The sequence below is a fragment of the Streptomyces sp. NPDC059695 genome, from assembly GCF_042733785.1.
Lineage (GTDB): Bacteria > Actinomycetota > Actinomycetes > Streptomycetales > Streptomycetaceae > Streptomyces.
In genome coordinates this window covers 87601-109874 of record NZ_JBHWFF010000020.1, presented here as the reverse complement: position 1 = coordinate 109874, position 22274 = coordinate 87601, and the positions used below count along the sequence as shown (strand labels likewise).

Annotated in this window: 19 protein-coding genes; 13 read left to right on the top strand and 6 right to left on the bottom strand. The window is 74.2% G+C overall.

Annotation, left to right across the window (positions count from 1 at the left end; translation table 11 throughout):
• The first annotated feature begins 133 nt into the window (after positions 1-133).
• Genes hemB through hemL form a run of 4 tightly spaced genes read left to right on the top strand, consistent with a single transcriptional unit; the run spans position 134 to position 5850 of the window.
• Positions 134-1153, top strand: a complete 1020-nt coding sequence (gene hemB, locus ACFV2S_RS24475; protein ID WP_329857291.1) for a porphobilinogen synthase — start codon at positions 134-136, stop codon at positions 1151-1153.
• A 4-nt stretch (positions 1154-1157) separates the two neighbouring features.
• On the top strand, positions 1158-2501 hold the full coding sequence (gene hemA / locus ACFV2S_RS24470; RefSeq protein WP_385562889.1) for a glutamyl-tRNA reductase: 1344 nt from the start codon (positions 1158-1160) through the stop codon (positions 2499-2501).
• Positions 2498-4552 carry an acetate--CoA ligase family protein gene (locus ACFV2S_RS24465; RefSeq protein ID WP_385562886.1) on the top strand — a complete coding sequence of 685 codons (2055 nt, stop codon included), beginning with the start codon at positions 2498-2500 and terminating at the stop codon, positions 4550-4552. Before hemA ends, ACFV2S_RS24465 begins: the two co-directional genes overlap by 4 nt.
• A complete protein-coding gene (gene hemL, locus ACFV2S_RS24460) occupies positions 4549-5850 on the top strand; it encodes a glutamate-1-semialdehyde 2,1-aminomutase (protein WP_385562883.1) in 1302 nt (433 codons plus the stop codon). Before ACFV2S_RS24465 ends, hemL begins: the two co-directional genes overlap by 4 nt.
• 63 nt (positions 5851-5913) lie before the next feature.
• Here hemL and ACFV2S_RS24455 read toward each other — a convergent pair whose 3' ends face one another.
• Positions 5914-6330, bottom strand: coding sequence for an organic hydroperoxide resistance protein (locus tag ACFV2S_RS24455; RefSeq protein ID WP_385562880.1), 417 nt, complete (start codon positions 6328-6330; stop codon positions 5914-5916).
• A gap of 148 nt (positions 6331-6478) precedes the next feature.
• On the opposite strand from ACFV2S_RS24455, the gene ACFV2S_RS24450 reads away from it, so the two are divergent.
• On the top strand, positions 6479-7573 hold the full coding sequence (locus ACFV2S_RS24450) for a CaiB/BaiF CoA transferase family protein (RefSeq protein WP_385562877.1): 1095 nt from the start codon (positions 6479-6481) through the stop codon (positions 7571-7573).
• On the opposite strand, the gene ACFV2S_RS24445 is transcribed toward ACFV2S_RS24450, so the two are convergent.
• From ACFV2S_RS24445 to ACFV2S_RS24435, 3 genes are all read right to left on the bottom strand, one after another.
• The gene (locus tag ACFV2S_RS24445; RefSeq protein WP_385562874.1) at positions 7558-8202 is read right to left on the bottom strand and encodes a response regulator; all 645 of its coding nucleotides are present in this window, start codon (positions 8200-8202) and stop codon (positions 7558-7560) included. The two genes, ACFV2S_RS24450 and ACFV2S_RS24445, sit on opposite strands and share 16 nt — an antisense overlap.
• The gene (locus tag ACFV2S_RS24440) at positions 8193-9350 is read right to left on the bottom strand and encodes a sensor histidine kinase (protein ID WP_385562871.1); all 1158 of its coding nucleotides are present in this window, start codon (positions 9348-9350) and stop codon (positions 8193-8195) included. Before ACFV2S_RS24440 ends, ACFV2S_RS24445 begins: the two co-directional genes overlap by 10 nt.
• Before the next feature lie 74 nt (positions 9351-9424).
• Entirely contained in the window at positions 9425-10117 is a 693-nt protein-coding gene (locus ACFV2S_RS24435; RefSeq protein WP_385562869.1) for a DedA family protein, read from the bottom strand.
• 190 nt (positions 10118-10307) lie between these two features.
• On the opposite strand from ACFV2S_RS24435, the gene miaB reads away from it, so the two are divergent.
• Entirely contained in the window at positions 10308-11831 is a 1524-nt protein-coding gene (gene miaB, locus ACFV2S_RS24430; protein WP_385562866.1) for a tRNA (N6-isopentenyl adenosine(37)-C2)-methylthiotransferase MiaB, read from the top strand.
• A gap of 398 nt (positions 11832-12229) precedes the next feature.
• Complete coding sequence (locus tag ACFV2S_RS24425; protein ID WP_385562863.1) at positions 12230-12937, top strand: class III extradiol dioxygenase subunit B-like domain-containing protein; 708 nt, start codon at positions 12230-12232, stop codon at positions 12935-12937.
• Positions 12938-13013: 76 nt separating this feature from the next.
• Here the strand turns inward: ACFV2S_RS24425 and ACFV2S_RS24420 are convergent, their stop codons facing one another.
• Positions 13014-13271: an antitoxin gene (locus ACFV2S_RS24420; RefSeq protein WP_385562860.1), complete on the bottom strand. Its 258-nt coding sequence runs from the start codon at positions 13269-13271 to the stop codon at positions 13014-13016.
• Between the two features lie 81 nt (positions 13272-13352).
• Entirely contained in the window at positions 13353-13580 is a 228-nt protein-coding gene (locus ACFV2S_RS24415) for a gliding motility protein (RefSeq protein ID WP_385562857.1), read from the bottom strand.
• Positions 13581-13758: 178 nt separating this feature from the next.
• On the opposite strand from ACFV2S_RS24415, the gene miaA reads away from it, so the two are divergent.
• The 6 genes from miaA to hflX all read left to right on the top strand — a co-directional run bounded on the left by miaA (position 13759) and on the right by hflX (position 22191).
• On the top strand, positions 13759-14697 hold the full coding sequence (gene miaA, locus ACFV2S_RS24410; protein ID WP_385562854.1) for a tRNA (adenosine(37)-N6)-dimethylallyltransferase MiaA: 939 nt from the start codon (positions 13759-13761) through the stop codon (positions 14695-14697).
• Between the two features lie 108 nt (positions 14698-14805).
• The gene (locus ACFV2S_RS24405; protein WP_385563024.1) at positions 14806-15318 is read left to right on the top strand and encodes a hypothetical protein; all 513 of its coding nucleotides are present in this window, start codon (positions 14806-14808) and stop codon (positions 15316-15318) included.
• 157 nt (positions 15319-15475) lie between these two features.
• Positions 15476-16348 (top strand): diaminopimelate epimerase, encoded by an 873-nt coding sequence (gene dapF, locus ACFV2S_RS24400; RefSeq protein ID WP_383798904.1) that lies wholly within the window; start codon positions 15476-15478, stop codon positions 16346-16348.
• 190 nt (positions 16349-16538) lie between these two features.
• Positions 16539-18704, top strand: coding sequence for a RelA/SpoT family protein (locus ACFV2S_RS24395; RefSeq protein ID WP_385562851.1), 2166 nt, complete (start codon positions 16539-16541; stop codon positions 18702-18704).
• A gap of 343 nt (positions 18705-19047) precedes the next feature.
• Complete coding sequence (locus ACFV2S_RS24390; protein ID WP_385562848.1) at positions 19048-20538, top strand: M1 family metallopeptidase; 1491 nt, start codon at positions 19048-19050, stop codon at positions 20536-20538.
• Between the two features lie 159 nt (positions 20539-20697).
• Complete coding sequence (gene hflX, locus ACFV2S_RS24385) at positions 20698-22191, top strand: GTPase HflX (protein ID WP_385562845.1); 1494 nt, start codon at positions 20698-20700, stop codon at positions 22189-22191.
• Positions 22192-22274: the final 83 nt, after the last annotated feature.

The window sequence follows — 22274 nt, the reverse complement described above, 5'->3', positions numbered from 1 at the left end:
GACAGGCCCCAGGAGATGCCGTGTCCGCAGGACCCCCCGTGTCCCCGGCGCCCCGCGCCGGACACCGCGCCCCGCGCCCGTACCCCCACCGTCACGCACCGCACGCCGTCACGCCTTCGAGGGAGTCACGCCCATGACGTACGACGCCTACGGCCGCAACACCGCGGCCACCGACCCGGCCGCCCCCTACTACCGCCCGCGCCGGCTCCGCCGCACGCCCGCCCTGCGCCGGTTCGCCGCCGAGACCCGCGTCGGCCCCGCCAACCTCGTCCAGCCCCTCTTCCTCCGCGAGGGCCTCACCGAACCGCGTGAGATCCCCTCCATGCCGGGCGTCTTCCAGCACACCCGCGACACCCTCCGCAAGGCGGCCGCCGAGGCGGTCGCCAACGGGGTCGGCGGACTCATCCTCTTCGGCATCCCCGAGCACAAGGACCCCACCGGCACCGGCGCCGTCGACCCCGACGGCATCCTCCAGGTCGCCCTGCGCGACGTCGCCGCCGAGGTCGGCGACTCCACGGTGATCATCGGCGACATCAACCTCGACGAGTACACCGACCACGGCCACACCGGCGTCCTCGACGCCAACGGCGACGTCGACAACGACGCCAGCATCGAGCTGTACGCCCAGGCCGCCGTCGTCCAGGCCGACGCCGGCGCCCAGATCGTCGCCCCCAGCGGCATGATGGACGGCCAGGTCCGCCGCATCCGCGAGGCCCTCGACCGGGCCGGACACCAGTCCGTCGCCATCCTCGGCTACTCCGCCAAGTACGCCTCGCACTTCTACGGCCCGTTCCGCGACGCCGTCGAGTCCACCCTGCGCGGCGACCGCAAGGGCTACCAGCAGTTCCCCGGCAACATCCGGGAGTCCCTCCTGGAGGTCTCGCTCGACGTCGCCGAGGGCGCCGACCTCGTCATGGTCAAGCCCGCCCTCGCCTACCTCGACATCGTCCGGCTCATCGCCGACCACGTGCAGGTGCCCGTCTCCGCCTACCAGGTCTCCGGCGAGTACTCCATGGTCGAGGCCGCCGCCGCCAAGGGCTGGATCGACCGCGACCAGGTCGTCCGGGAGAGCCTCGCCTCCATCCACCGCGCCGGCGCCACCCAGATCATCACCTACTGGGCCTCCGAGTTCGCCCAGACCCTGGACCGGTGACCCGGTGACCTCGTCCTCCTCCATGCTGGTCCTCGGCATCAGCCACGCCAGCGCCCCGCTCGACCTCCTGGAGAGACTCGCCGGCACCGACCGGCCCGCCGAGGACCTCGTCTCCGACGTGACCTCCGTCGACGGCATCGACGCCGCCGTCGTCGTCTCCACCTGCAACCGCCTGGAGATCTACGCCGAGACCCGCGGCACCTCCACCGACCCCGCGGACCTCGGCGACCTGGGCGAGCTGTTCGCCCAGCACACCGGCGTCGACCGCGCCGAGATCGCCCCCCACCTCTACAGCCACCACGCCGACGGAGCCGTACGCCACCTCTTCGCCGTGGCCTCCGGACTCGAATCGGTCGTGGTCGGCGAGGACCAGATCCTCGGCCAGGTGAAACTGGGCCTCGAACGGTCCCAGCGGCTCGACCGCACCGGCCGGGTCCTCGCCAAGGCCGTCCAGACCGCCCTCAGGGTCGGCAAGCGGGCGCGCAACGAGACCGGACTCAACGAGGCCGGCCGCTCCCTCGCCACCGCAGGCCTCGGCTTCTTCGAGCGCCGGGTCGGCTCCCTGCACGGCAAGACGGCCCTCGTCATCGGCGCCGGAGCCTTCGCCGGCGTCGTCGTCGCGGCCCTGCGCCGCTCCGGCCTCGACCGGGTGCACGTCGCCAACCGCACCCCGGAGAAGGCCCAGCGGCTCGCCGAGACCACCGGGGGAGTGGGGTACGACCTCACGGACCTGCCCCGGCTGCTCACCGAGGTCGACGTCGTCGTCGGCGCCACCGCCGCCACCGGACACCTCGTCACCGCCCGGGACGTCGAGGAGGCGCTCGCCGCCCGCGACGGCCGCGAACTGTTCCTGCTCGACCTGTCGCTGCCGCACAACATCGCCCCCACGGCGGCGGACCTGCCCGGCGTCACCTTCGTCGACCTGCGCCGCATCGCCGAGGAGGGACAGGAGGACGAGATCTCCGCCGCCAGCGTCCAGGCCGCGCACGAGCTCATCGACGCCGAGGTCGAGCAGTTCCGCACCGGCCTCCGGCTGGCCGGAGCCAAGCCCGTCCTCACCGCCCTGCGCACCGCCGCCGCCGAGGCCGCCGAGGCCGAGCTCGACCGGCTCGCCCGCCGCCTCGACGGGCTCGACGGCGCCGCGCGGCAGGAGATCGGCCGCAGCGTCCGGCGCATCGTCGACAAGGCCCTGCACCAGCCCACCGTCCTGGTGCGCGAGCTCGCGGCCGACCCGGACGGCGCCCGCCACATCGCCGCCTTCACCCGCCTCTTCGCCGCCGCCGAGTCCACCGACGGCGCCGACCGGACGAACGACCCGAACGAGAAGAAGATCGAGGCCATCGCATGAGTGACATCTCGGCCCTCTGGGAAGCCGAATCCATCGCCGTCATCGGCGCCAGCGAGCGCCCCGGCGCCCTGGGCCGCAAGCCGCTCGACTACCTGCTCCGCTACGGCTACAAGGGCCGCATCCTGCCGGTCAACCCGCGCTCCCCGGAGATCCTCGGCGTCCCCGCGTACCCCAGCGTCAAGGACGCCCCCGGCCCGGTCGACCTGGCCCTGATCATGGTCTCCGCCGAGCGGGTTCCCGGCGCCGTCGACGACTGCGTCGCCGCCGGCGTCAAGCTCGCCGTCATCGCCTCCTCCGGCTTCGCCGAGACCGGCGAGGAGGGCGCCCGCCTCCAGGCGGACGTCGTCGCCAAGGCCCGCGCGGGCGGCCTGCGGATCATCGGCCCCAACTGCATCGGCGCCGTCGCCTACGAGAACCGGGTCCTCGCCACCTTCAGCCCGCTCTTCGGCGCCGAGTCCGTGCCCTTCGAGCCCGGCACCCTCGCCTTCGTCAGCCAGAGCGGCGCCCTCGGCTTCGGCGCCGCCAGCCTCGCCCTGGAGCGGGGCCTGCGCCCCGGCTGGGTCGTCAGCACCGGCAACGACGCCGACGTCACCGCCCTCGAAGTCCTCCGCGAACTGGCCGGCGTCCCCGAGGTCACGGGCCTCCTCGGCTACCTGGAGGACACCCCGGACATCGGGACCCTCCGCGAGCTCGCCGGCTCCGGCAAGCCCGTCGCCCTCCTCAAGTCCGGCCGTACGGTGGCGGGCGGCCGCGCCGCCGCCTCGCACACCGGCGCCCTCGCCACCGACGACCGGGTCCTCGACGCCGCCCTGCGCGGCCTCGGCATCGTCCGCGTCGACGACATCGACGAACTCCTCGACGTGGCACGGGTCTTCGAGTCCGAGCGGCGCCCCACCGGCAACCGCGTCGCCGTCGTCACCACCTCCGGAGGCTCCGGCATCCTCGCCGCCGACGCCGTCGAGGCCCACGGCCTGGAGCTCAGCGCCCTCGAACCGCGCAGCAAGGAGGCGCTCGCCGAGATCGTCCCCGCGTTCGGCGCCATCGACAACCCGGTCGACATCACGGCCACCGTCCTCAGCGACCCGTCCCTGTTCGACCGCTCCCTCGACGTCCTGATCGCCGACGAGACCGTCGACATCATCGTCGCCGCCTTCTGCGTGATGGCGGGACCCGACGTCGAGAAGGCCGTCAACGCCCTCTCCCGGGCCGCCGTGAAGGGCGGCAAGCCCATCCTCGTCGCCCGCACCGGAGCCGACTTCCTCGCCCCCGACGCCCCGCGCGACCTGCGCGAGGCCGGCCTCCCCGAGTACCCGACGCCGGCCCGCGCCCTGCGCGCCGCCGCCGCCCTCTGGGAGGTCAGCCGCCCCCGGACGCTGCCCGAGGCCCCGCGCCCCGGCACCGTGCCCGGCCCGGGCGCCGACGCCACGGAGCCGCAGCTGAAGGCGCTCCTCGCCGAGGCCGGGATCGCCGTGCCCCGGGGCCGCGTCGCCACGGGCCCCGAGGACGCCGCCGCGGCCGTCACCGAGGTCGGCGGCACGGCCGTGCTCAAGGCCGTCGTCCCCGGCCTGCTGCACAAGACGGAGGCCGGCGGCGTCGAGATCGGCGTCACCGCCGACACCGCGCCCGAGGCCTACGACCGGCTCGCCGCCCTCGGCGGCCAGGTGCTCGTCGAGGAACTCGTCGGCGAGGGAGTCGAGCTGATCGTCGGCGTCCACACCACCGACCTCGGCCCGGTTCTCACCGCCGGTCTCGGCGGGATCTTCACCGAGGTCCTCGACGACGTCGGCCACCGGCTCCTGCCGCTCGCCCCCGGCGAGGGCGCCGAGCTCCTCGCCGGACTGCGCGGCGCGAAGATACTCGCCGGCACCCGCGGCCGGGACGCCGTGGACGTCGAGGCCGCCGCCGCACTGCTCCACAAGGTCGGCGACCTGGTCCAGGACTGGCCGGCCGGCTTCGCCCTCGACCTCAACCCGGTCCGGGTCCTCACGAAGGGCGCGGTCGTCCTGGACGCCGCCCTGAGCCACGACACCTCCGAGGAGGCCGGCCGATGAGCGGCACGGAGACGAACAGCAAGGCCCTCTTCGAGCGCGCCCGCAAGGTCACCCCCGGCGGCGTCAACTCGCCCGTCCGCGCCTTCGGAGCCGTCGGCGGCACCCCCCGCTTCATCGCCTCGGCCGAGGGCCCGTACCTCACCGACAGCGACGGCAACGAGTACGTCGACCTCATCTGCTCCTGGGGCCCGATGATCCTCGGCCACCGGCACCCGGCCGTCGTCGAGGCCGTCACCCGGGCCCTGGAGCGCGGCACCTCCTTCGGGGCGCCCTCCACCGGAGAGGTCGAACTCGCCGAGGAGATCGTCGACCGGGTCGCCCCCGTCGAGCAGGTCCGCCTGGTCAGCTCCGGCACCGAGGCGACGATGTCCGCGATCCGGCTCGCGCGCGGCTTCACCGGACGCAGCAAGATCGTGAAGTTCGCGGGCTGCTACCACGGCCACGTCGACGCCCTCCTCGCCTCGGCCGGCTCCGGCCTCGCCACCTTCGCGCTGCCCGACACCCCGGGCGTCACGGGCGCGCAGGCGAGCGACACGATCGTCCTGCCGTACAACGACCTGCCGGCCGTCGAGAAGGTCTTCGCCGAGATCGGCGACGAGATCGCCGCCGTCATCACCGAGGCGGCCCCCGGGAACATGGGCGCCGTCCCCCCGCTGCCCGGCTTCAACGCCGGCCTCAAGGAGATCACCGCCCGCCACGGCGCGCTGTTCATCTCCGACGAGGTCATGACCGGCTTCCGCGCCAGCCGCTCCGGCTGGTACGGCCGGGACGGCGTCGCCCCCGACCTGCTGACCTTCGGCAAGGTCATGGGCGGCGGCTTCCCCGCCGCGGCCTTCGGCGGCCGCGCGGACGTCATGGCCCACCTCGCCCCGGCGGGCCCCGTCTACCAGGCGGGCACCCTCTCGGGGAACCCGGTCGCCACCGCCGCCGGCCTCGCCACCCTGCGGCACAGCACCCCCGAGGTGTACGAGCGCCTCGACCAGGTCTCGGCCACCATCGGCGCCGAGGTGTCCGCCGCCCTCACCAAGGAGGGCGTCGCGCACCGCCTCCAGTACTCCGGCACCATGTTCTCGGTCTTCTTCGGCGAGGACGAGGTGGTGGACTTCGACGGGGTCCGCGCCACCGAGGCGTACCGCTACACCCCGTTCTTCCACGAGCTGCTGCGGCAGGGCGTCTATCTGCCGCCCTCGCCGTTCGAGGCCTGGTTCATCTCGGCCTCGCACGACGACCGGGCCGTGAGCCGGGTGGTCGAGGCGCTCCCGGCCGCGGCGGCGGCCGCGGCGGCCGCGAAGAGCTGAACCGCACGCAGGGAAGAGCCCCCGTGGGATCCACGGGGGCTCTTCCCTTTCGGTTCCGGACCGTCAGGCGGCGAGTTCGATCCGCACCTCGACGTTCCCCCGGATCGCCTTCGAGTACGGGCAGCGGCCGTGGGCGGCGTCGGCGAGCTGCCGGGCCTCGGCGGCGTCGAGGCCCGGCAGTTCGACGGTGAGGACCACCGACAGGTGGAAGCCGCTCTCCTCCTTGTGCAGCGCCACCTCGGCGGTCACCGTGTCGTCCGTGAGCGCGGTCCTGGACTCGCGCGCGGAGACCCGCAGCGCGCTGTGGAAGCAGGCGGCGTAGCCGGCGGCGAAGAGCTGCTCGGGGTTGGTCGCGGTGCCGGAGCCGCCGACGGCCTTGGGGCTCGACAGCGGCAGGTCGAGGAGCCCGTCGGAGGAGCGCACGGCGCCGTTGCGCCCGTCTCCGGTGGAGCTGACCTCGGCGGTGTAGACGACGGCCATGTCATGCCTTTCGCAAGCGGAGAAAGGGAATTCACCCAGTCTCCGGGGCCCCCGAATTCCCGGCGCTACGGATCTCCGCAGTCTTTTCCGGGCCGTCGCCGAATAGCGTCGGAAGCATCACCGATCCATGAATTCGAGGGAGTTGGCCATGGCCGGACCGCTGACCGGAGTACGCGTACTGGAATTCGCGGGCTCGGCACCCACCGCGTTCGTCGGCACCGTCCTGTCCGGTCTCGGCGCCGACGTCGTCCGCGTCGACCGGGCGCCCGCCGGCGCACCCGGCCCCGGCGCCGGGCGGCCCGCGGAGAACCCGCTCTCCCGCGGCCGCCGTTCGGTGGCCCTGGACCTCAAGAGCCCCGAGGGCATCGAGCGGGCGCTACGGCTCGCCGAACACGCCGACCTCCTCGTCGAGGGCTTCCGGCCCGGCGTCGCCGACCGCCTCGGCATCGGCCCCGAGGCGGCCCTCGCCCGCAACCCGCGCCTCGTGTACGGGCGGCTCAGCGGCTGGGGCGGCCAAGGCGAGTGGGCCGGCCGCGCCGCCCACGACCTCGCGGTCCTCGCGCTCACCGGCGCACTCGACACCGACCCCGGCACCGGCGCGCCGGTGCCGCCCCCGACCGCGTACCTCTCCAGCTTCGCCGGCGGCGCCAACGCCCATGTGCACGGGCTGCTCGCCGCGCTCCACGAGCGGGAGCGCTCCGGCCGCGGCCAGGTCGTCGACACCGCGCTCGCGGACGGCGCCGCCCTCATCGCGACCCTGATCCACCAGTGGCGCGCGGTCCCCGGCAACCACACCGTCACCGACGCCCCGCACTACACCTTCTACGCGGCCGCCGACGGCCCGCACCTCGCCGTCGCCGCCATCGAACCCCGGCTCTACCAGAACCTCCTGGAGCAGCTGGGCCTCACCGACGCCGACGGCCTCCCCGACCGTGCCGACCCGGCCGCCTGGCCCGAACTGCGTGCCCTGATCGCCGCCCGGTTCGCGACCCGCGACCGCGCGCACTGGGTCAAGGTCTTCGACGCCGTGGACGCCGGAGTGGCCCCGGTCCTGACCGCCGCCGAGGCGGCCGAGCACCACCAGCTGGCCGCGCGCGGGGCCTTCGTGGAGGTCGGCGACAGCCTCCAGCCGGCCCCCGCCTCCCGCTTCGGCCGCACCCCGGCCGGGGCCCCGGGCCGCGCCCCCCTCCCCGGCGAGCACACCGACGAGGTGCTCTCCGAATGGGCTCAGGCCTCCAGGTAGCGCAGCACGGCCAGGATCCGGCGGCTGTAGCCGTCGGTCCGGTGAAGCTCCAGCTTGTCGAAGACGGCGTTGAGGTACTTCTCGACCGCGCTCAGCGAGAGGTGCAGCTGCCGCGCGATCGCCGCGTTCGTGTACCCCTGGGCCAGCACCTCCAGCACCTCCCGCTCGCGCGGGGTGAGCCGGGCCAGGGGATCGGCGTGGGTACTGCGCACGACGAGCTGGTGCACGACCTCCGGGTCGATCGCCGCCCCGCCCGCGTGGATCCGCTCCAGCGCGTCGAGGAACTCCTCGACCTGGGCCACCCGGTCCTTGAGGAGGTAGCCGACCCGTTCCGCGCCGGCGGCGAGCAGCCGGGCCGCGTAGCTGCGCTCGACGTACTGGGAGAGCACGAGCACCCCCGTCTCCGGCAGCCGCTCGCGGATCTCCACGGCGGCCCGCAGCCCCTCGTCGGTGTGGGTCGGGGGCATCCGGATGTCGGCGACCACGACGTCCGGGCGCCGCGCCGCCACCTCCGCGACGAGGCCCTCCGCGTCGGCGAACGAGGCGAGCACCTCGTGGCCCTCCTCGACGAGCAGCCGCACCAGGCCCTCCCGCAGCAGGGTCGAGTCCTCGGCCAGGATCACGCGCACGGCAGCTCCGCGACAAGAGTGGTGGGTCCCCCGACGGGGCTTTCGACGTGCAGGGTCCCGTCGAGCGCGGCGACCCGGCTGCGCAGCCCGGTGAGCCCGCTGCCCGCCGGGTCGGCGCCGCCCCGGCCGTCGTCCTCGACCCGGACGGTGAGCAGCGGGCCGAGGCGCGTCACGCGCACGGAGACGGCGGAGGCCGCGGAGTGCTTGGCGGCGTTCGTGACGGCCTCCGAGACCACGAAGTACGCGGCGGTCTCGACCGCCGGGGGCAGGGGCGCGTCCCCGGCTTCGAAGCGGACCCGCAGCGGGATCCCGCAGCGCTGCGCCACCCCGCCGAGCGCCTCTTCGAGCCCGAGGCTGTCGAGGGCGGCCGGGTAGACCCGCCAGGCCACGTCCCGCAGCTCGGCCAGCACGTCCCGGGCCTCCGCGTGCGCCTGGAGCAGCAGGGCGTCGGCCTGCTCCGGGTCGCGCGCGCGGCCCCGGCGCGCCCGGCCGAGCAGCATGGCCAGGGCCACGAGCCGCTGCTGGACTCCGTCGTGGAGGTCGCGCTCGATCCGCCGGCGCTCGGTGTCCACGGCCTCCACCACGGCCGCCCGGCTGAGGGCGAGCTCGTCGATGCGCCGGCGCAGCAGCTCCTGCTCGGAGGGACCGAAGCACGCGCGCGCGAGGCGGGCGTCGAGCGCGCTCAGCGCGTACAGGCCCTGGACGTCGAGGAAGAGCAGGACGCCGCCGAGCAGGAGCTGGGTGAGGAGCTCGGTCCAGCCGAGCGAGCCCCGGACGATGCCCCGGACGAGCAGGACGGCCAGCACCTCGCCGAAGACCAGGAGCCCGAGGACGATCCCGGACACGAGCCCGGTGCCGACGCGGGCGGCGAGGTAGCGCAGCAGACGCCGGTCGGGGACCTCGTACGGGCCGGGGAAACGGTCGCCGAAGAAGACCGAGCGGCGGCTCCGCTCCAGGGCCACGAGCCGCCGGGCCCCGGCCATCAGGGCCCGCCGCGCGCGCGGCCGGGTGCCGGGCCACAGCAGGAAGGGGCCGAGCAGGGCCCCGGCCGTCAGCAGGAACAGGGCGCCGAGCAGGGCGCTCAGGCAGCCGAGCAGCACACCGGCGAGCCGCCGACCCGCCCCGACCTCCTCCTCGTCCGCCCGCACGGTCCCGGAGCCTAGTTCGGGCTCGGTCCCCGGACAAAAAGATCGTCCGTACGGTACGGGGGCCCGCACCCCGCTCAAGGGGTCCGGCGGTGCTGGGCGCGCCCCCGGTCGTGCCCGCGCCCGCGCCCGCGGAGCCGTACCGCGAGGAACGCGGCCAGCGCCACCACCACGACCACGAGGACGACCTTGGACAGCACGCCCACGTACCCCTCGACCAGGTCCCAGCGGTCCCCGAGCCAGTAGCCGGCCAGCACGAGCACGCTGTTCCAGAGGAGGCTGCCGAGCGCCGTGAGCGTGACGAAGACGTGCAGCGGCATCCGCTCGACGCCCGCCGGCACCGAGATGAGACTCCGGAAGATCGGCACCATCCGGCCCAGGAACACCGCCTTGGTGCCGTGCCGGGCGAACCACCGCTCGGTGCGCTCCAGGTCGGAGACCTTCACCAGCGGCAGCCGGGCCCACAGCGCGTGCATCCGCTGCCGTCCGAAGAGCGCGCCGATCCAGTAGAGGGCCACCGCCCCGACCACCGAACCCAGCGTCGTCCAGAACAGCGCCGACCACAGGCTGAGGACACCCTGCCCGGCGGCGAAGCCGGTCAGGGGCAGGATCACCTCGCTGGGCAGCGGGGGGAAGAGGTTCTCCAGCGCGATGGCGAGCCCCGCACCGGGTCCGCCCATCGTGTCGACGAGCCCGGCGGCCCACCCGGCGAACCCGCCGGCGGGCTCCCCGGCCAGGGCGAGGGGCAGGGTCGGAGGAGGGACGAGCACGGTGGGTCTCCAGGGGACGAGTGCCTTCCCGGGACGCTCGCCCCGGCACCCCTCCACGCTAGAAAACCCGGCTCCACCCCGGTACGAGGCTTCCCGCCCGACCGCCCTGCGGGAAACCGCAGGGTCCGGCGGCCCGGGCCTGGCTCCGCGCGGGACAAGGGCTCTCCCCGGACCGCCTACCCTTGGACGCATGACGAGCAGCAGCGACCGGAGCACCGCAGTGAGCGTTGACGGCACCAAGACCTACGAGATCCGCACCTACGGGTGCCAGATGAACGTCCACGACTCCGAGCGGCTCTCCGGTCTGCTGGAAGAGGCGGGTTACGTCCGGGCCCCCAAGGGCGCGGACGGCGACGCCGACGTCGTCGTCTTCAACACCTGCGCGGTCCGCGAGAACGCCGACAACAAGCTGTACGGCAACCTCGGCCGGCTCGCCCCCATGAAGACCACGCGCCCCGGCATGCAGATCGCCGTCGGCGGCTGTCTCGCCCAGAAGGACCGCGACACCATCGTCAAGAAGGCCCCCTGGGTCGACGTGGTCTTCGGCACGCACAACATCGGCAAGCTGCCGGTCCTCCTGGAGCGCGCCCGCGTGCAGGAGGAGGCGCAGATCGAGATCGCCGAGTCCCTGGAGGCCTTCCCCTCCACGCTGCCGACCCGCCGCGAGTCCGCGTACGCCGCCTGGGTCTCGATCTCCGTCGGCTGCAACAACACCTGCACCTTCTGCATCGTCCCGGCCCTGCGCGGCAAGGAGGAGGACCGCCGGCCCGGCGACATCCTCGCCGAGATCGAGGCGCTGGTCGCCGAGGGCGTCTCCGAGATCACCCTCCTCGGCCAGAACGTCAACGCGTACGGCTCCGACCTGGGCGACCGCGAGGCCTTCAGCAAGCTGCTGCGCGCCTGCGGCGGGATCGAGGGCCTGGAGCGCGTCCGCTTCACCTCCCCGCACCCGCGCGACTTCACGGACGACGTCATCGCGGCCATGGCCGAGACGCCGAACGTCATGCCGCAGCTCCACATGCCGCTCCAGTCCGGCTCCGACACGATCCTCCGGGCGATGCGCCGCTCCTACCGGCAGGAGCGTTTCCTCGGGATCATCGAGAAGGTCCGCGCGGCCATCCCGCACGCGGCCATCTCCACCGACATCATCGTGGGCTTCCCCGGCGAGACCGAGGAGGACTTCGAGCAGACGATGCACACCGTCCGCGAGGCCCGCTTCGCGAACGCCTTCACCTTCCAGTACTCCAAGCGCCCCGGGACCCCGGCCGCCGACATGGAGGGGCAGATCCCCAAGGACGTCGTCCAGGACCGCTACATGCGCCTGGTCGCCCTCCAGGAGGAGATCTCCTGGGAGGAGAACAAGAAGCAGGTCGGCCGCACCCTCGAGGTCATGGTCGCCGAGGGCGAGGGCCGCAAGGACGGCGCCACCGACCGCCTCTCGGGCCGCGCCCCCGACAACCGGCTCGTCCACTTCACCAAGCCCGACGGGGACGTCCGCCCCGGCGACGTCGTCACCGTCGAGATCACCTACGCCGCCCCGCACCACCTGCTCGCGGAGGGCCCGGTGTCCTCGGTCCGCCGGACGCGCGCGGGCGACGCGTGGGAGCGGCGCACGTCCGCCCCGAAGCCGTCGGGCGTCCTCCTGGGCCTCCCGAAGATCGGCGTCCCGGCCCCGCTCCCCACCACCGACGCCCCGGCCTGCGGCACCCACTGACACGACCACGCGGCCCGCTGGCCACGTGGGCCCGCGCCCGCCGGGGCGGTGCCCGTGTGGGCCGGGCGCCCGCGCCCGGTGGGCCCGTCGCCCGCTGCCCGTGTGGGCAATCGTCCCGCTGGGGCGGGACGGGTGGGCACACGGGACGGCGCCCTTTCGCGGCGCCTCCGCGTTCCGTGCCTGGACCCGCACCACTAGGTGCTGCACCTCTCGGTGCGGGTTCAGGTAGTACAGCCTCTGGCGCCGGCAAGGGCGCCGTTCCGTTGTGCCCACCCGTTCCGCCCCTTGCGGAACGCCTGCCCACAACGGGGTGGGCACCGCCCACAACGGCGGGCGCCGCCCGCGACGGCCGCCGCATCAGCCCCGGTCGCCCCGCCCCGCACAGTAGGCTGCCGATCATGCTTGTCGCCGCAGCCGTCACCCCCTGCCCGCCCCTCCTCCTCCCCGACGTCGCGACCGGCGCCGCTCCCGAGCTGGACGCCGCGCGGGCGGCCTGCGCCGACGTCGTCGGGCTGCTCGCCGCCGCCCGCCCCGACCGGCTGTACGTGGTCGGACCCGCCGACGACGGCGCGCAGGGCGTCTACCCGGCCGGTGCCCGGGGCTCGTTCGCCGGATTCGGCGTGGACCTCGACGTACGGCTGGGGGAAGGCCCGGGCGACGGCCGTCCCCTGCCCGCCTCCCTCGCCGTGGGCGCCTGGCTCCTGACCCGCGCGGGCTGGGCCGGCGCCCCGATCGAGGGCCTGGCCGTCGCCGGGGCGACGACGGCGGACGACTGCGCCGCGACGGGACGTGAGCTCGCCGCCTCGGCCGGGCGCGTCTCCCTCCTGGTGCTCGGGGACGGCAGCGCCTGCCGGACCGTCAAGGCACCGGGCTACCTGGACGAGCGGGCCGCCGGCTTCGACGCGGAGGCCGCACGGGCCCTGGGAGCGGCCGACGCGGCCGCGCTGCTCGCGCTGGACGCCGGGCTCGCGGCGGAGCTGCGCGCGGCCGGCCGCGCCCCCTGGCAGGTCCTCGCGGGCGCCGCCGAGGGCGCCGGGCTCGACGGCCGGCTGCTCTTCGAGGACGCCCCGTACGGCGTGGGGTACTTCGTGGCGGCCTGGTCCTGACGACGTCTCGGCACCAGAACGGCGGACGGCCGCGGAGCATGACGCTCCGCGGCCGTCCGCCGTGCGGAGGGGCCTGTCAGGCGGCCGGCGGCGGCGTCGCGCCACCGTTTCCGGGCGTGCCCTCGTCCTTGTGGCCGATCCGGTCGATTGCGTCCTTCGCCTTGCCCGTACCGGACTGGATCTTGTCGCTGTACTTGCCCTTGGTCTTCTCGTCGACCACCTTCGCGGCCTTGTCCAGGCCCTGGTCGATCTTCTCGCCGTGCTGCTGCGCGAGGTCGGCGACCTTGTCCTTGGCCGGGGCGAGCTTGGCCTTCAGTGAATCCAGGAGACCCATGGGGCACCTTCCCTCCGCGGACCTCGGGGGTCCGTGTTCCGTGTCGTGCGTTCCGTGTCCTGCCCCCAGGAATCCGGGGGCCTACCTGCGGGCGCCGTCGCCCGCCTCGTTGTCGGCGGCCGCCTCGGCCGACTGCTGCTTCGGGATCTCGACGGCCTCGACGGCCGCTCCGGCCGTCACCTCACCCGCCTCGACGTCCTCTGCACCGTCCTCCACCGCGCCGTCCTCGACCGCGTCCGCTTCCACCGAGACGGCTTCCACCGCGACGGTCTCCACCGAGACCGCGTCCTGCTTCTTACGGCGAAACATTGCAAAAACGCCCATATTCACTCCATAGCGTACTCGGATGGGAGGGGTTCCGTGATGATCGGCGGCCGGAATCCGCGGTGATCGACGCTCGGAACCTCGCAACAGGCAACGAAGCCGGAGAGGGGCCCGTCACGTAGCTCGTTCGGGGACCGGGCCCGGGGTTTGCGAGACTGGGACGGTGAGAAGCGCAGCTCCCGCCCCGCGGGTCATCGCCGTCGTCGGCCCCACGGCAGCCGGAAAGTCCGATCTGGGTGTATTCCTGGCGCAGCAGCTCGGCGGCGAGGTCGTCAACGCCGACTCGATGCAGCTCTACCGGGGGATGGACATCGGGACCGCCAAGCTGACCCCGGAGGAACGCGGCGGCGTCCCGCACCACCTCCTCGACATCTGGGACGTGACCGAGGCCGCCAGCGTCGCCGAGTACCAGCGCCTCGCCCGGGCCGAGATCGACCGGCTCCTCGCCGAGGGCCGCACCCCCGTCCTCGTGGGCGGCTCGGGCCTGTACGTACGGGGGGCCGTCGACGCCCTCGAGTTCCCCGGCACCGACCCCGCCGTCCGGGCCCGTCTGGAGGCCGAGCTCGACGAGCACGGCTCCGGTGTGCTGCACGCCCGGCTCGCCGCGGCCGACCCCGAGGCGGCCCGCGCGATCCTGCCCAGCAACGGCCGCCGCATCGTCCGGGCCCTCGAGGTGATCGAGATCACGGGCAAGCCCTTCACCGCCAACCTCCCGGGGCCCGACTCGGTCTACGAAACCGTCCAGATCGGCGTCGACGTGGCCCGCCCCGAGCTCGACGAGCGGATCACCACGCGCGTGGACCGGATGTGGGAGGCCGGTCTCGTCGACGAGGTGCGCGCGCTCGAGGCCCTGGGACTGCGCGAGGGCCGCACGGCGGCCCGCGCCCTCGGCTACCAGCAGGTGCTCGCGGCGCTCGCGGGCGAGTGCACCGAGGACGAGGCGCGCGCCGAGACGGTCCGGGCCACGAAGCGCTTCGCCCGCCGCCAGGACTCGTGGTTCCGCCGCGACCCGCGGGTGCACTGGCTCAGCGGAGCCGCTGATCACCGCGGGGAACTCCCGCGGGAGGCGCTGTCGTTGGTCGAACGAGCGGTTACAGCCTGATCACGTGATGGCATCGGGACGCACTGCCCGTCATTTCGGCGGTCATGAGCGTGCCATCATCGAGCATCGATCGACCAAGTGGAGTCCGAGTGGGGAGGGCGCGTGGCGATGGAGGCCGGCCCTCGCGACAGAGAACAGCAAGAGGCGGCCCTGGGTGACCCGACGGCGGATCCGTCGGGCGACACACCGGGCCATCCGACGGACGACGCCCCCGTCGGCGCCCCCGGGCTGACCACGGACGGTCCCGACGACGCCGTGGGCACCGCCGTCGAGGTCGACGCCGACGAGGTCGAGGTCGAGCTCCGCCCCCAGCGCCGGCTGCGGATCTGGCAGCTCGCCCCGATCGTGGGCCTGGCGGCCGTCGGCTCGCTGATGTTCGCCTTCCCGCTGGCCTTCGGTTCGGGGGACGGCGGCGCGGTCGTCGCCATGCTCGGACTCCTCATCAGCTCCTGCGCGGCGGGCTGGGGCATGATGGCCGCCCGCAAGGTCGGCTACACCTGGCCGGGACTCCCGCCGCGCGGCTCGGGCGAGCGCCCGAACTGGCGCGTCCTCGCCCTCTACCTGTCGACGATCGCCGCCCTGGTCGCCCTCGCGGTCTGGCGGGTCGCCCGTCTGCGCTGAGGCCCGGCCTGGTCCGGGGAGGGCAGGGCGCTGAGGCCCGGCCCGGCCCCGGGCGGGGCAGGGCCCGTGTGTGGGGGAGCCGGGTGGGCCCGTACCGTCCGACCGTGTCGTGGACCGAGCGGGCGGCCCGTCGGACCCGCCCCGTACAGTTGATCGTGTGACCAGCACGCAGACCTCGCCGCTCCCCTTCCTCAAGGGCCACGGCACCGAGAACGACTTCGTGATCGTCCCCGACGCGGAGAACGCCGTCGACCTGCCGCCCGCCGTCGTGGCGCGGCTCTGCGACCGGCGGGCCGGCATCGGGGGCGACGGGCTGCTGCACGTCGTGCGCAGCGCCGCCCACCCCGAGGCGCGCCACCTGGCCGACGAGGCCGAGTGGTTCATGGACTACCGCAACGCCGACGGATCGGTCGCCGAGATGTGCGGGAACGGGGTCCGGGTCTTCGCCCGGTACCTGGAGCACGCGGGGCACGTCACCGCCGGCGAGGTCGCCGTCGCCACCCGGGGCGGCGTCAAGCACGTCCACCTGGACAAGGACGGCTCCGTCACCGTCGCCATGGGCCGCGCGCGGCTCCCCGAGGACGGCGTCACCGTCACCGTCGACGGCCGCAGCTGGCCCGCGCGCAACGTGAACATGGGCAACCCGCACGCGGTCGCCTTCGTCGAGGACCTCGACCACGCCGGCAACCTGTTCACCGAGCCGCCCTACGCACCCGCCGCCGTCTACCCGGACGGGGTCAACATCGAGTTCGTCGCCGACCGCGGCCCCCGCCACGTCGCGATGCGCGTCCACGAGCGCGGCGCCGCCGAGACCCGCTCCTGCGGCACCGGCGCCTGCGCCGTCGCCGTCGCCACCGCCCGCCGGGACGGCGTCGACCCCGCCGAGAGCGGCACCCCCGTCACGTACACCGTCGACGTCCTCGGCGGGACCCTGGTCATCACCGAGCACCCCGACGGCCGGATCGACATGACGGGCCCCGCCGTCATCGTCGCCGAGGGCACCGTCGACCCGGCGTGGCTGGGCCAGTAGGCCGCGGTGCCGTGATCGCGCGCGACGGAATCGAAACTGTCAACGACTGATCTGTCGCTCGAATGGGTGATCCGATTCACGCTGAGCGAGAGCGTGACTGCGCCACGTGGTGGGGTCGGTAGCATCAAGCACCGGCCCCCCGGGCACGCCTGGCCCGCCCACCGCCGGTCGACGTTGCCGGAGGTGCCCCATGAGCGCAGAGGCCACCAACCCCGTGAGTGCGGCCGAGGCCGCCACCACCGACGTGGCCGTCCGAAGACGCGGACGCGCCCGGATCGACCTGCGCCGCCTCGGCCGCGCCGCCCTGCTCGGCGCCACCGCGGGACCGGCGCCCCGTGACCGGCTGCCCGACGCCATCGGCCATGTGGCGGAGGCGCACCGCGCCCACCACCCCGAGGCCGACCTGACGGTGCTCGGCCGGGCGTACGTCCTCGCCGAGTCCTCGCACCGCGGCCAGTTCCGCAAGAGCGGCGAGGCGTACATCACCCACCCGCTCGCGGTCACCCTCATCCTCGCCGAACTCGGCGCGGAGACCACCACCCTGACCGCCTCCCTCCTCCACGACACCGTCGAGGACACGGAGGTGACGCTCGATCAGGTGCGCCGTGAGTTCGGCGACGAGGTCGCCTACCTCGTCGACGGCGTCACCAAGGTCGAGAAGATCGACTACGGCGCCGCCGCCGAGCCCGAGACCTTCCGCAAGATGCTCGTCGCCACCGGCAGCGACGTCCGGGTCATGTCGATCAAGCTCGCGGACCGGCTGCACAACATGCGCACCCTCGGCGTCATGCGCCCCGAGAAACAGGCGCGGATCGCCAAGGTCACCCGGGACGTCCTCATCCCGCTCGCCGAGCGGCTCGGCGTCCAGGCCCTCAAGACCGAGCTGGAGGACCTGGTCTTCTCGATCCTCCACCCCGAGGAGTACGAGACCACCCGCGCGCTCATCGCGGACCACCCCGGCGCCGCGACCGCGCTCGACGGCGTCGCCGACCGGGTCACCGCCGTCCTGCGCGAGGCGGACGTCGACGCCGAGGTCCTCGTCCGCCCGCGGCACTTCGTCTCCGTCCACCGGGTCCGCCTCAAGCGCGGCGAGCTGCGCGGCTGCGACTTCGGACGTCTCCTCGTCCTCGTCGCCGAGGACGCCGACTGCTACGCGGTCCTCGGCGAGCTCCACACCTGTTTCACCCCGGTGATCTCCGAGTTCAAGGACTTCATCGCGGCCCCCAAGTTCAACCTGTACCAGTCCCTGCACACGGCGATCGCCGCCCCCGACGGCGCCGTCGCCGAGGTCCTCATCCGCACCCACCGCATGCACAAGGTCGCCGAGGCCGGCGTCGTCGCCCTCGGCAACCCCCACGTGGGCCAGGAACCGGACGGCGCCGCCGCCCCGGGAACGGGGCCCGACGACGGCGAGCGCGTCGACCCCACCCGCCCCGGCTGGCTCTCCCGGCTCCTCGACTGGCAGCAGTCCGCCCCCGACCCCGACACCTTCTGGACCTCGCTCCGCGCCGACCTCGCCGAGGACGACGAGATCACCGTCTTCCGCGCCGACGGCAGCGCCCCCGGCACGATCAGCCTGCCCGCCGGAGCCAGCTGCGTCGACGCCGCGTACGCGCAGCACGGCGATGCCGCCCACGCCTGCCTCGGCGCCCGCGTCAACGGCCGCCTCGCACCGCTGAGCACCGTCCTCGGCGACGGGGACACCGTCCAGCTGCTGCTCGCCCAGGACACCGTGTCCGGGCCGTCTCCGGAGTGGCTGGACCACGCCCGCACCCCCGCCGCGCGGATCGCGATCACCGGCTGGCTCAGGGCCCACCCCGAGAGCTCCGCGCCCCCGGCCGCCCCCCGGGACCCCCGGCCCCAGGTCAGCGTTCCGACCGACCGCCGCGGCGGCGCCGAGCTCCACGCCGAGCCCGTCGACGGCGAGCCGCCCGCGGCCGCCCGCCCGGCCGGCTGCTGCACGCCCGTACCGCCCGACGAGATCACCGGCTTCCGGGTGCGCGGCGGATCCGTGACCGTCCACCGCGCGCGCTGCTCGGCCGTCGACGCCATGCGCGGTCTCGGCCGCGAGCCCGTCACCGTCCGCTGGGGCGACACCCCCCAGGGACGGGTCACCCTCGTCGCCGAGTCCTTCGGACGGCCGGGGCTGCTCGCCGACCTCACCGAGGCCATCGCCGGCTTCGGGGCGGCCGTCGTCTCGGCGAACGTCGAGCCGCCCAGCGAGCAGAGGGTCCGCCACACGTACACCCTCCACCTCCCCGACGCGGCCGGCCTCGGCGCCCTCATGCGGGCCATGCGGGACGTGCCCGGGGTGTACGACGTCAGCCGCGCCCGCCACTCGGGCGACCTGGGCTGAGGGAGCGGCTGGCTGACCTGGGCTGAGGGCGCGCCTGGGTGACCTGGGTTGACGACGCGGCTGGCTGACCTGCACTGACGACGCGGCTGGCTGACCGGGGCTGACGACGCGGCTGGCTGACCGGGGCCGACGACGCGGCTGGGTGACCTGGGCTGACGGGGCCCGGGCCGATGTCGCCGCCCCGGGCCTCGGCCACTCACCGGCCGGCCCGTGCCGCCCCCGCGTCCGCCACTCGCGCGGCCCGAGCCGACGACCCCCTTCGGGTGTCCGGCGCGCGCGCCGCCCCGGCGTGCGGCGGCGGCCCTGGTAGCCGTAGGGCCATTCCTCCGGAAAGGCCTGGCCCATGCCGCTCGTCCGAACCCCCCTGCCCCGCGCGCGGTGGCTCCGCTCCGCCGTCCTGGTCGCCGCCTCGGCCGGACTCGTCGCCGCCGCGCTGCCCGCCCCGGCGCCGCTCGGCATCGGGGACCCGCTCTTCCCGCACCTGGGCAACCCCGGCTACGACGTCCTCGCGTACACGCTCGACCTCACCTATCCGGGCGTCAACACGAAGCCCCTCGCCGCGGTCACCCGGATCGACGCCCGCGCCACCCAGGACCTGGAGCGGCTCAACCTCGACTTCACCCACGGCACGGTCTCCTCCGTCACCGTCGACGGCGTGCCCGCCGCGTACGCCACGAGCGGCGAGGACCTGGTCGTCACCCCGGTCGCCGCGATCGACGCGGGGGAGGAGGTCAGGATCGCCGTCACCCACACCAGCGACCCCACCGGCCCCGCCGACACCGGCGGCTGGGTCCGCACCGGCGACGGGCTCGCCATGGCCAACCAGGCCGACGCCGCCCACCGGGTCTTCCCCTCCAACGACCACCCCGCCGACAAGGCCTGGTTCACCTTCAGGATCACCGCCCCGAGCGACCTCACCGTGGTCGCCAACGGGCTCCCCGAGGGCCGTGTCGACCACGGCGCCACCACCACCTGGACGTACCGCAGCCGGCACCCCATGGCCACCGAGCTCGCCCAGGTCTCCATCGGCCGCTCCACCGTCGTCCACCGCGCGGGCCCCCACGGGCTGCCCGTACGGGACGTGGTGGCCACCGCCGACCGGAAGCTCATGGAGCCCTGGCTCCGTCGCACCCCCGGCCACCTGGAGTGGATGGAGCGGCAGGTCGGCCCGTACCCCTTCGAGACGTACGGCGTGCTCATCGCCGACGCGGACACCGGCTTCGAGCTGGAGACCCAGACCCTCTCGCTCTTCGAGCGCGGCCTCTTCACCGAGCCCGCCTATCCCGAGTGGTACGTCGACTCGGTCATGGTCCACGAGCTGGCCCACCAGTGGTTCGGCGACAGCGTCTCGCCCCGCACCTGGTCCGACCTGTGGCTCAACGAGGGACACGCCAGCTGGTACGAGGCGCTGTACGCCGAGGAGACCGCCGGCAAGTCCCTGGAGCGGCGCATGAAGGCCGCCTACGCCTCCTCCGACGGATGGCGCGCCGACGGCGGTCCGCCGGCCGCCCCGGAACCCCCCTCGCCCGGCCACAAGATCAGCCTCTTCCGGCCCGTCGTCTACGACGGCAGCTCCCTCGTCCTCTACGCGCTCCGCCAGGAGATCGGCACCGACGCCTTCCGGCGCCTGGAGCGCCGCTGGGTCGCCGAGCACCGGGACGGGACCGCCACCACCGCCGACTTCACGGCCCTCGCCGGCGAGGTCGCGGGCCGGGACCTCACCGCCTTCTTCCACGGCTGGCTGTACGAGGCGAAGACCCCCGCGATGCCCGGCCACCCGGACTGGCGCAGCCGCCCCGCCGGGGCCGCGAGGACCGCGCCGAAACCGGGGTGACGGGCCCGGCGGGGCCGTGTCACCATCTTCACGTCGGCGACGCGGCCGCGACCGGGAACGCTCCGGGGCGGGCGGACGTGCCGCGTCCGGGAATCTTCCGGCGCCCGCGGACGTTGTGACCGGCACAGACACACATCACCTCATCGACGTAAGGATCCAATGACCTCCTCTTCTTCCCCTTCCCAGGACGAGCAGAGCTTCGCGGAGACGAGCCGTACCGAGAGCCTTCGGGCCGATGCCCTGATGGAAGAGGACGTCGCCTGGAGCCACGAGATCGACGGAGAGCGGGACGGCGACCAGTTCGACCGCTCCGAGCGTGCGGCCCTGCGCCGTGTCGCGGGCCTCTCCACCGAGCTCGAGGACGTCACCGAGGTCGAGTACCGCCAGCTGCGCCTGGAGCGCGTCGTGCTGGTCGGTGTCTGGACCTCCGGGACCGTCCAGGACGCGGAGAACTCCCTCGCGGAACTCGCGGCCCTCGCCGAGACGGCGGGCGCCCTCGTGCTCGACGGCGTGATCCAGCGCCGTGACAAGCCGGACCCGGCCACGTTCATCGGCTCGGGCAAGGCGCGCGAGCTGCGCGACATCGTGCTCGAGACCGGCGCCGACACCGTCGTCTGCGACGGCGAGCTCAGCCCCGGCCAGCTCATCGCCCTCGAAGACGTCGTCAAGGTGAAGGTGGTCGACCGGACCGCCCTCATCCTCGACATCTTCGCCCAGCACGCCAAGTCCCGAGAGGGCAAGGCGCAGGTCGCGCTCGCGCAGATGCAGTACATGCTGCCGCGACTGCGCGGCTGGGGTCAGTCGCTCTCCCGTCAGATGGGTGGCGGCGGCGGTGGCGGCATGGCCACCCGTGGTCCCGGTGAGACCAAGATCGAGACCGACCGGCGCCGCATCCGCGAGAAGATGGCGAAGATGCGCCGGGAGATCGCGGAGATGAAGACCGGGCGCGACATCAAGCGCCAGGAGCGCCGCCGGAACAAGGTCCCGTCGGTCGCCATCGCGGGATACACCAACGCCGGCAAGTCCTCCCTGCTCAACCGGCTCACCGGCGCGGGCGTCCTCGTGGAGAACGCGCTGTTCGCCACCCTCGACCCGACCGTCCGCCGGGCCGAGACGCCCACCGGCCGGATCTACACCCTGGCCGACACGGTCGGCTTCGTGCGGCACCTGCCGCACCACCTGGTCGAGGCCTTCCGCTCCACCATGGAGGAGGTCGCCGAGTCCGACCTCATCGTGCACGTGGTGGACGGCTCGCACCCGGCTCCGGAGGAGCAGTTGGCCGCCGTGCGCGAGGTCTTCCGCGACGTCGGCGCGGTGAACGTGCCGGAGATCGTCGTCATCAACAAGGCGGACGCGGCGGACCCGCTGGTGCTCCAGCGCCTGCTGCGGATGGAGAAGCACTCCATCGCGGTCTCGGCCCGCTCGGGCCAGGGCATCGACGAGCTGCTCGCGCTCATCGACTCCGAGCTGCCGCGCCCGGAGGTCGAGCTGGAGGTCCTCGTGCCGTACACGCAGGGCGGTCTCGTCTCGCGGGTGCACGCCGAGGGCGAGGTGGAGTCCGAGGAGCACACCCCGGAGGGCACCCTGCTCAAGGCCCGGGTCCACGAGGAGCTGGCGGCGCTGCTCGCGCCGTACGTTCCCGCCGCGCACTGATCCACGGCAGTACGACCGAAGGGGGGCGCCCCCCCCCCCCCCCCGGGGGGGGCCGCCCCGGGCGGGGGGCGGCGCCCGGCGCG

Excerpts from the sequence above, each read along its gene's own strand:
- hemL (WP_385562883.1), top strand. The coding sequence starts at position 4,549 with ATGAGCGGCACGGAGACGAACAGCAAGGCCCTCTTCGAGCGCGCCCGC.
- ACFV2S_RS24465 (WP_385562886.1), top strand. The coding sequence starts at position 2,498 with ATGAGTGACATCTCGGCCCTCTGGGAAGCCGAATCCATCGCCGTCATC.
- ACFV2S_RS24455 (WP_385562880.1), bottom strand. The coding sequence starts at position 6,330 with ATGGCCGTCGTCTACACCGCCGAGGTCAGCTCCACCGGAGACGGGCGC.
- ACFV2S_RS24395 (WP_385562851.1), top strand. The coding sequence starts at position 16,539 with ATGAGCGCAGAGGCCACCAACCCCGTGAGTGCGGCCGAGGCCGCCACC.
- ACFV2S_RS24405 (WP_385563024.1), top strand. The coding sequence starts at position 14,806 with ATGGAGGCCGGCCCTCGCGACAGAGAACAGCAAGAGGCGGCCCTGGGT.
- ACFV2S_RS24450 (WP_385562877.1), top strand. The coding sequence starts at position 6,479 with ATGGCCGGACCGCTGACCGGAGTACGCGTACTGGAATTCGCGGGCTCG.
- hemB (WP_329857291.1), top strand. The coding sequence starts at position 134 with ATGACGTACGACGCCTACGGCCGCAACACCGCGGCCACCGACCCGGCC.
- ACFV2S_RS24415 (WP_385562857.1), bottom strand. The coding sequence starts at position 13,580 with ATGTTTCGCCGTAAGAAGCAGGACGCGGTCTCGGTGGAGACCGTCGCG.
- hflX (WP_385562845.1), top strand. The coding sequence starts at position 20,698 with ATGACCTCCTCTTCTTCCCCTTCCCAGGACGAGCAGAGCTTCGCGGAG.
- ACFV2S_RS24425 (WP_385562863.1), top strand. The coding sequence starts at position 12,230 with ATGCTTGTCGCCGCAGCCGTCACCCCCTGCCCGCCCCTCCTCCTCCCC.
- ACFV2S_RS24420 (WP_385562860.1), bottom strand. The coding sequence starts at position 13,271 with ATGGGTCTCCTGGATTCACTGAAGGCCAAGCTCGCCCCGGCCAAGGAC.
- miaB (WP_385562866.1), top strand. The coding sequence starts at position 10,308 with ATGACGAGCAGCAGCGACCGGAGCACCGCAGTGAGCGTTGACGGCACC.
- ACFV2S_RS24390 (WP_385562848.1), top strand. The coding sequence starts at position 19,048 with ATGCCGCTCGTCCGAACCCCCCTGCCCCGCGCGCGGTGGCTCCGCTCC.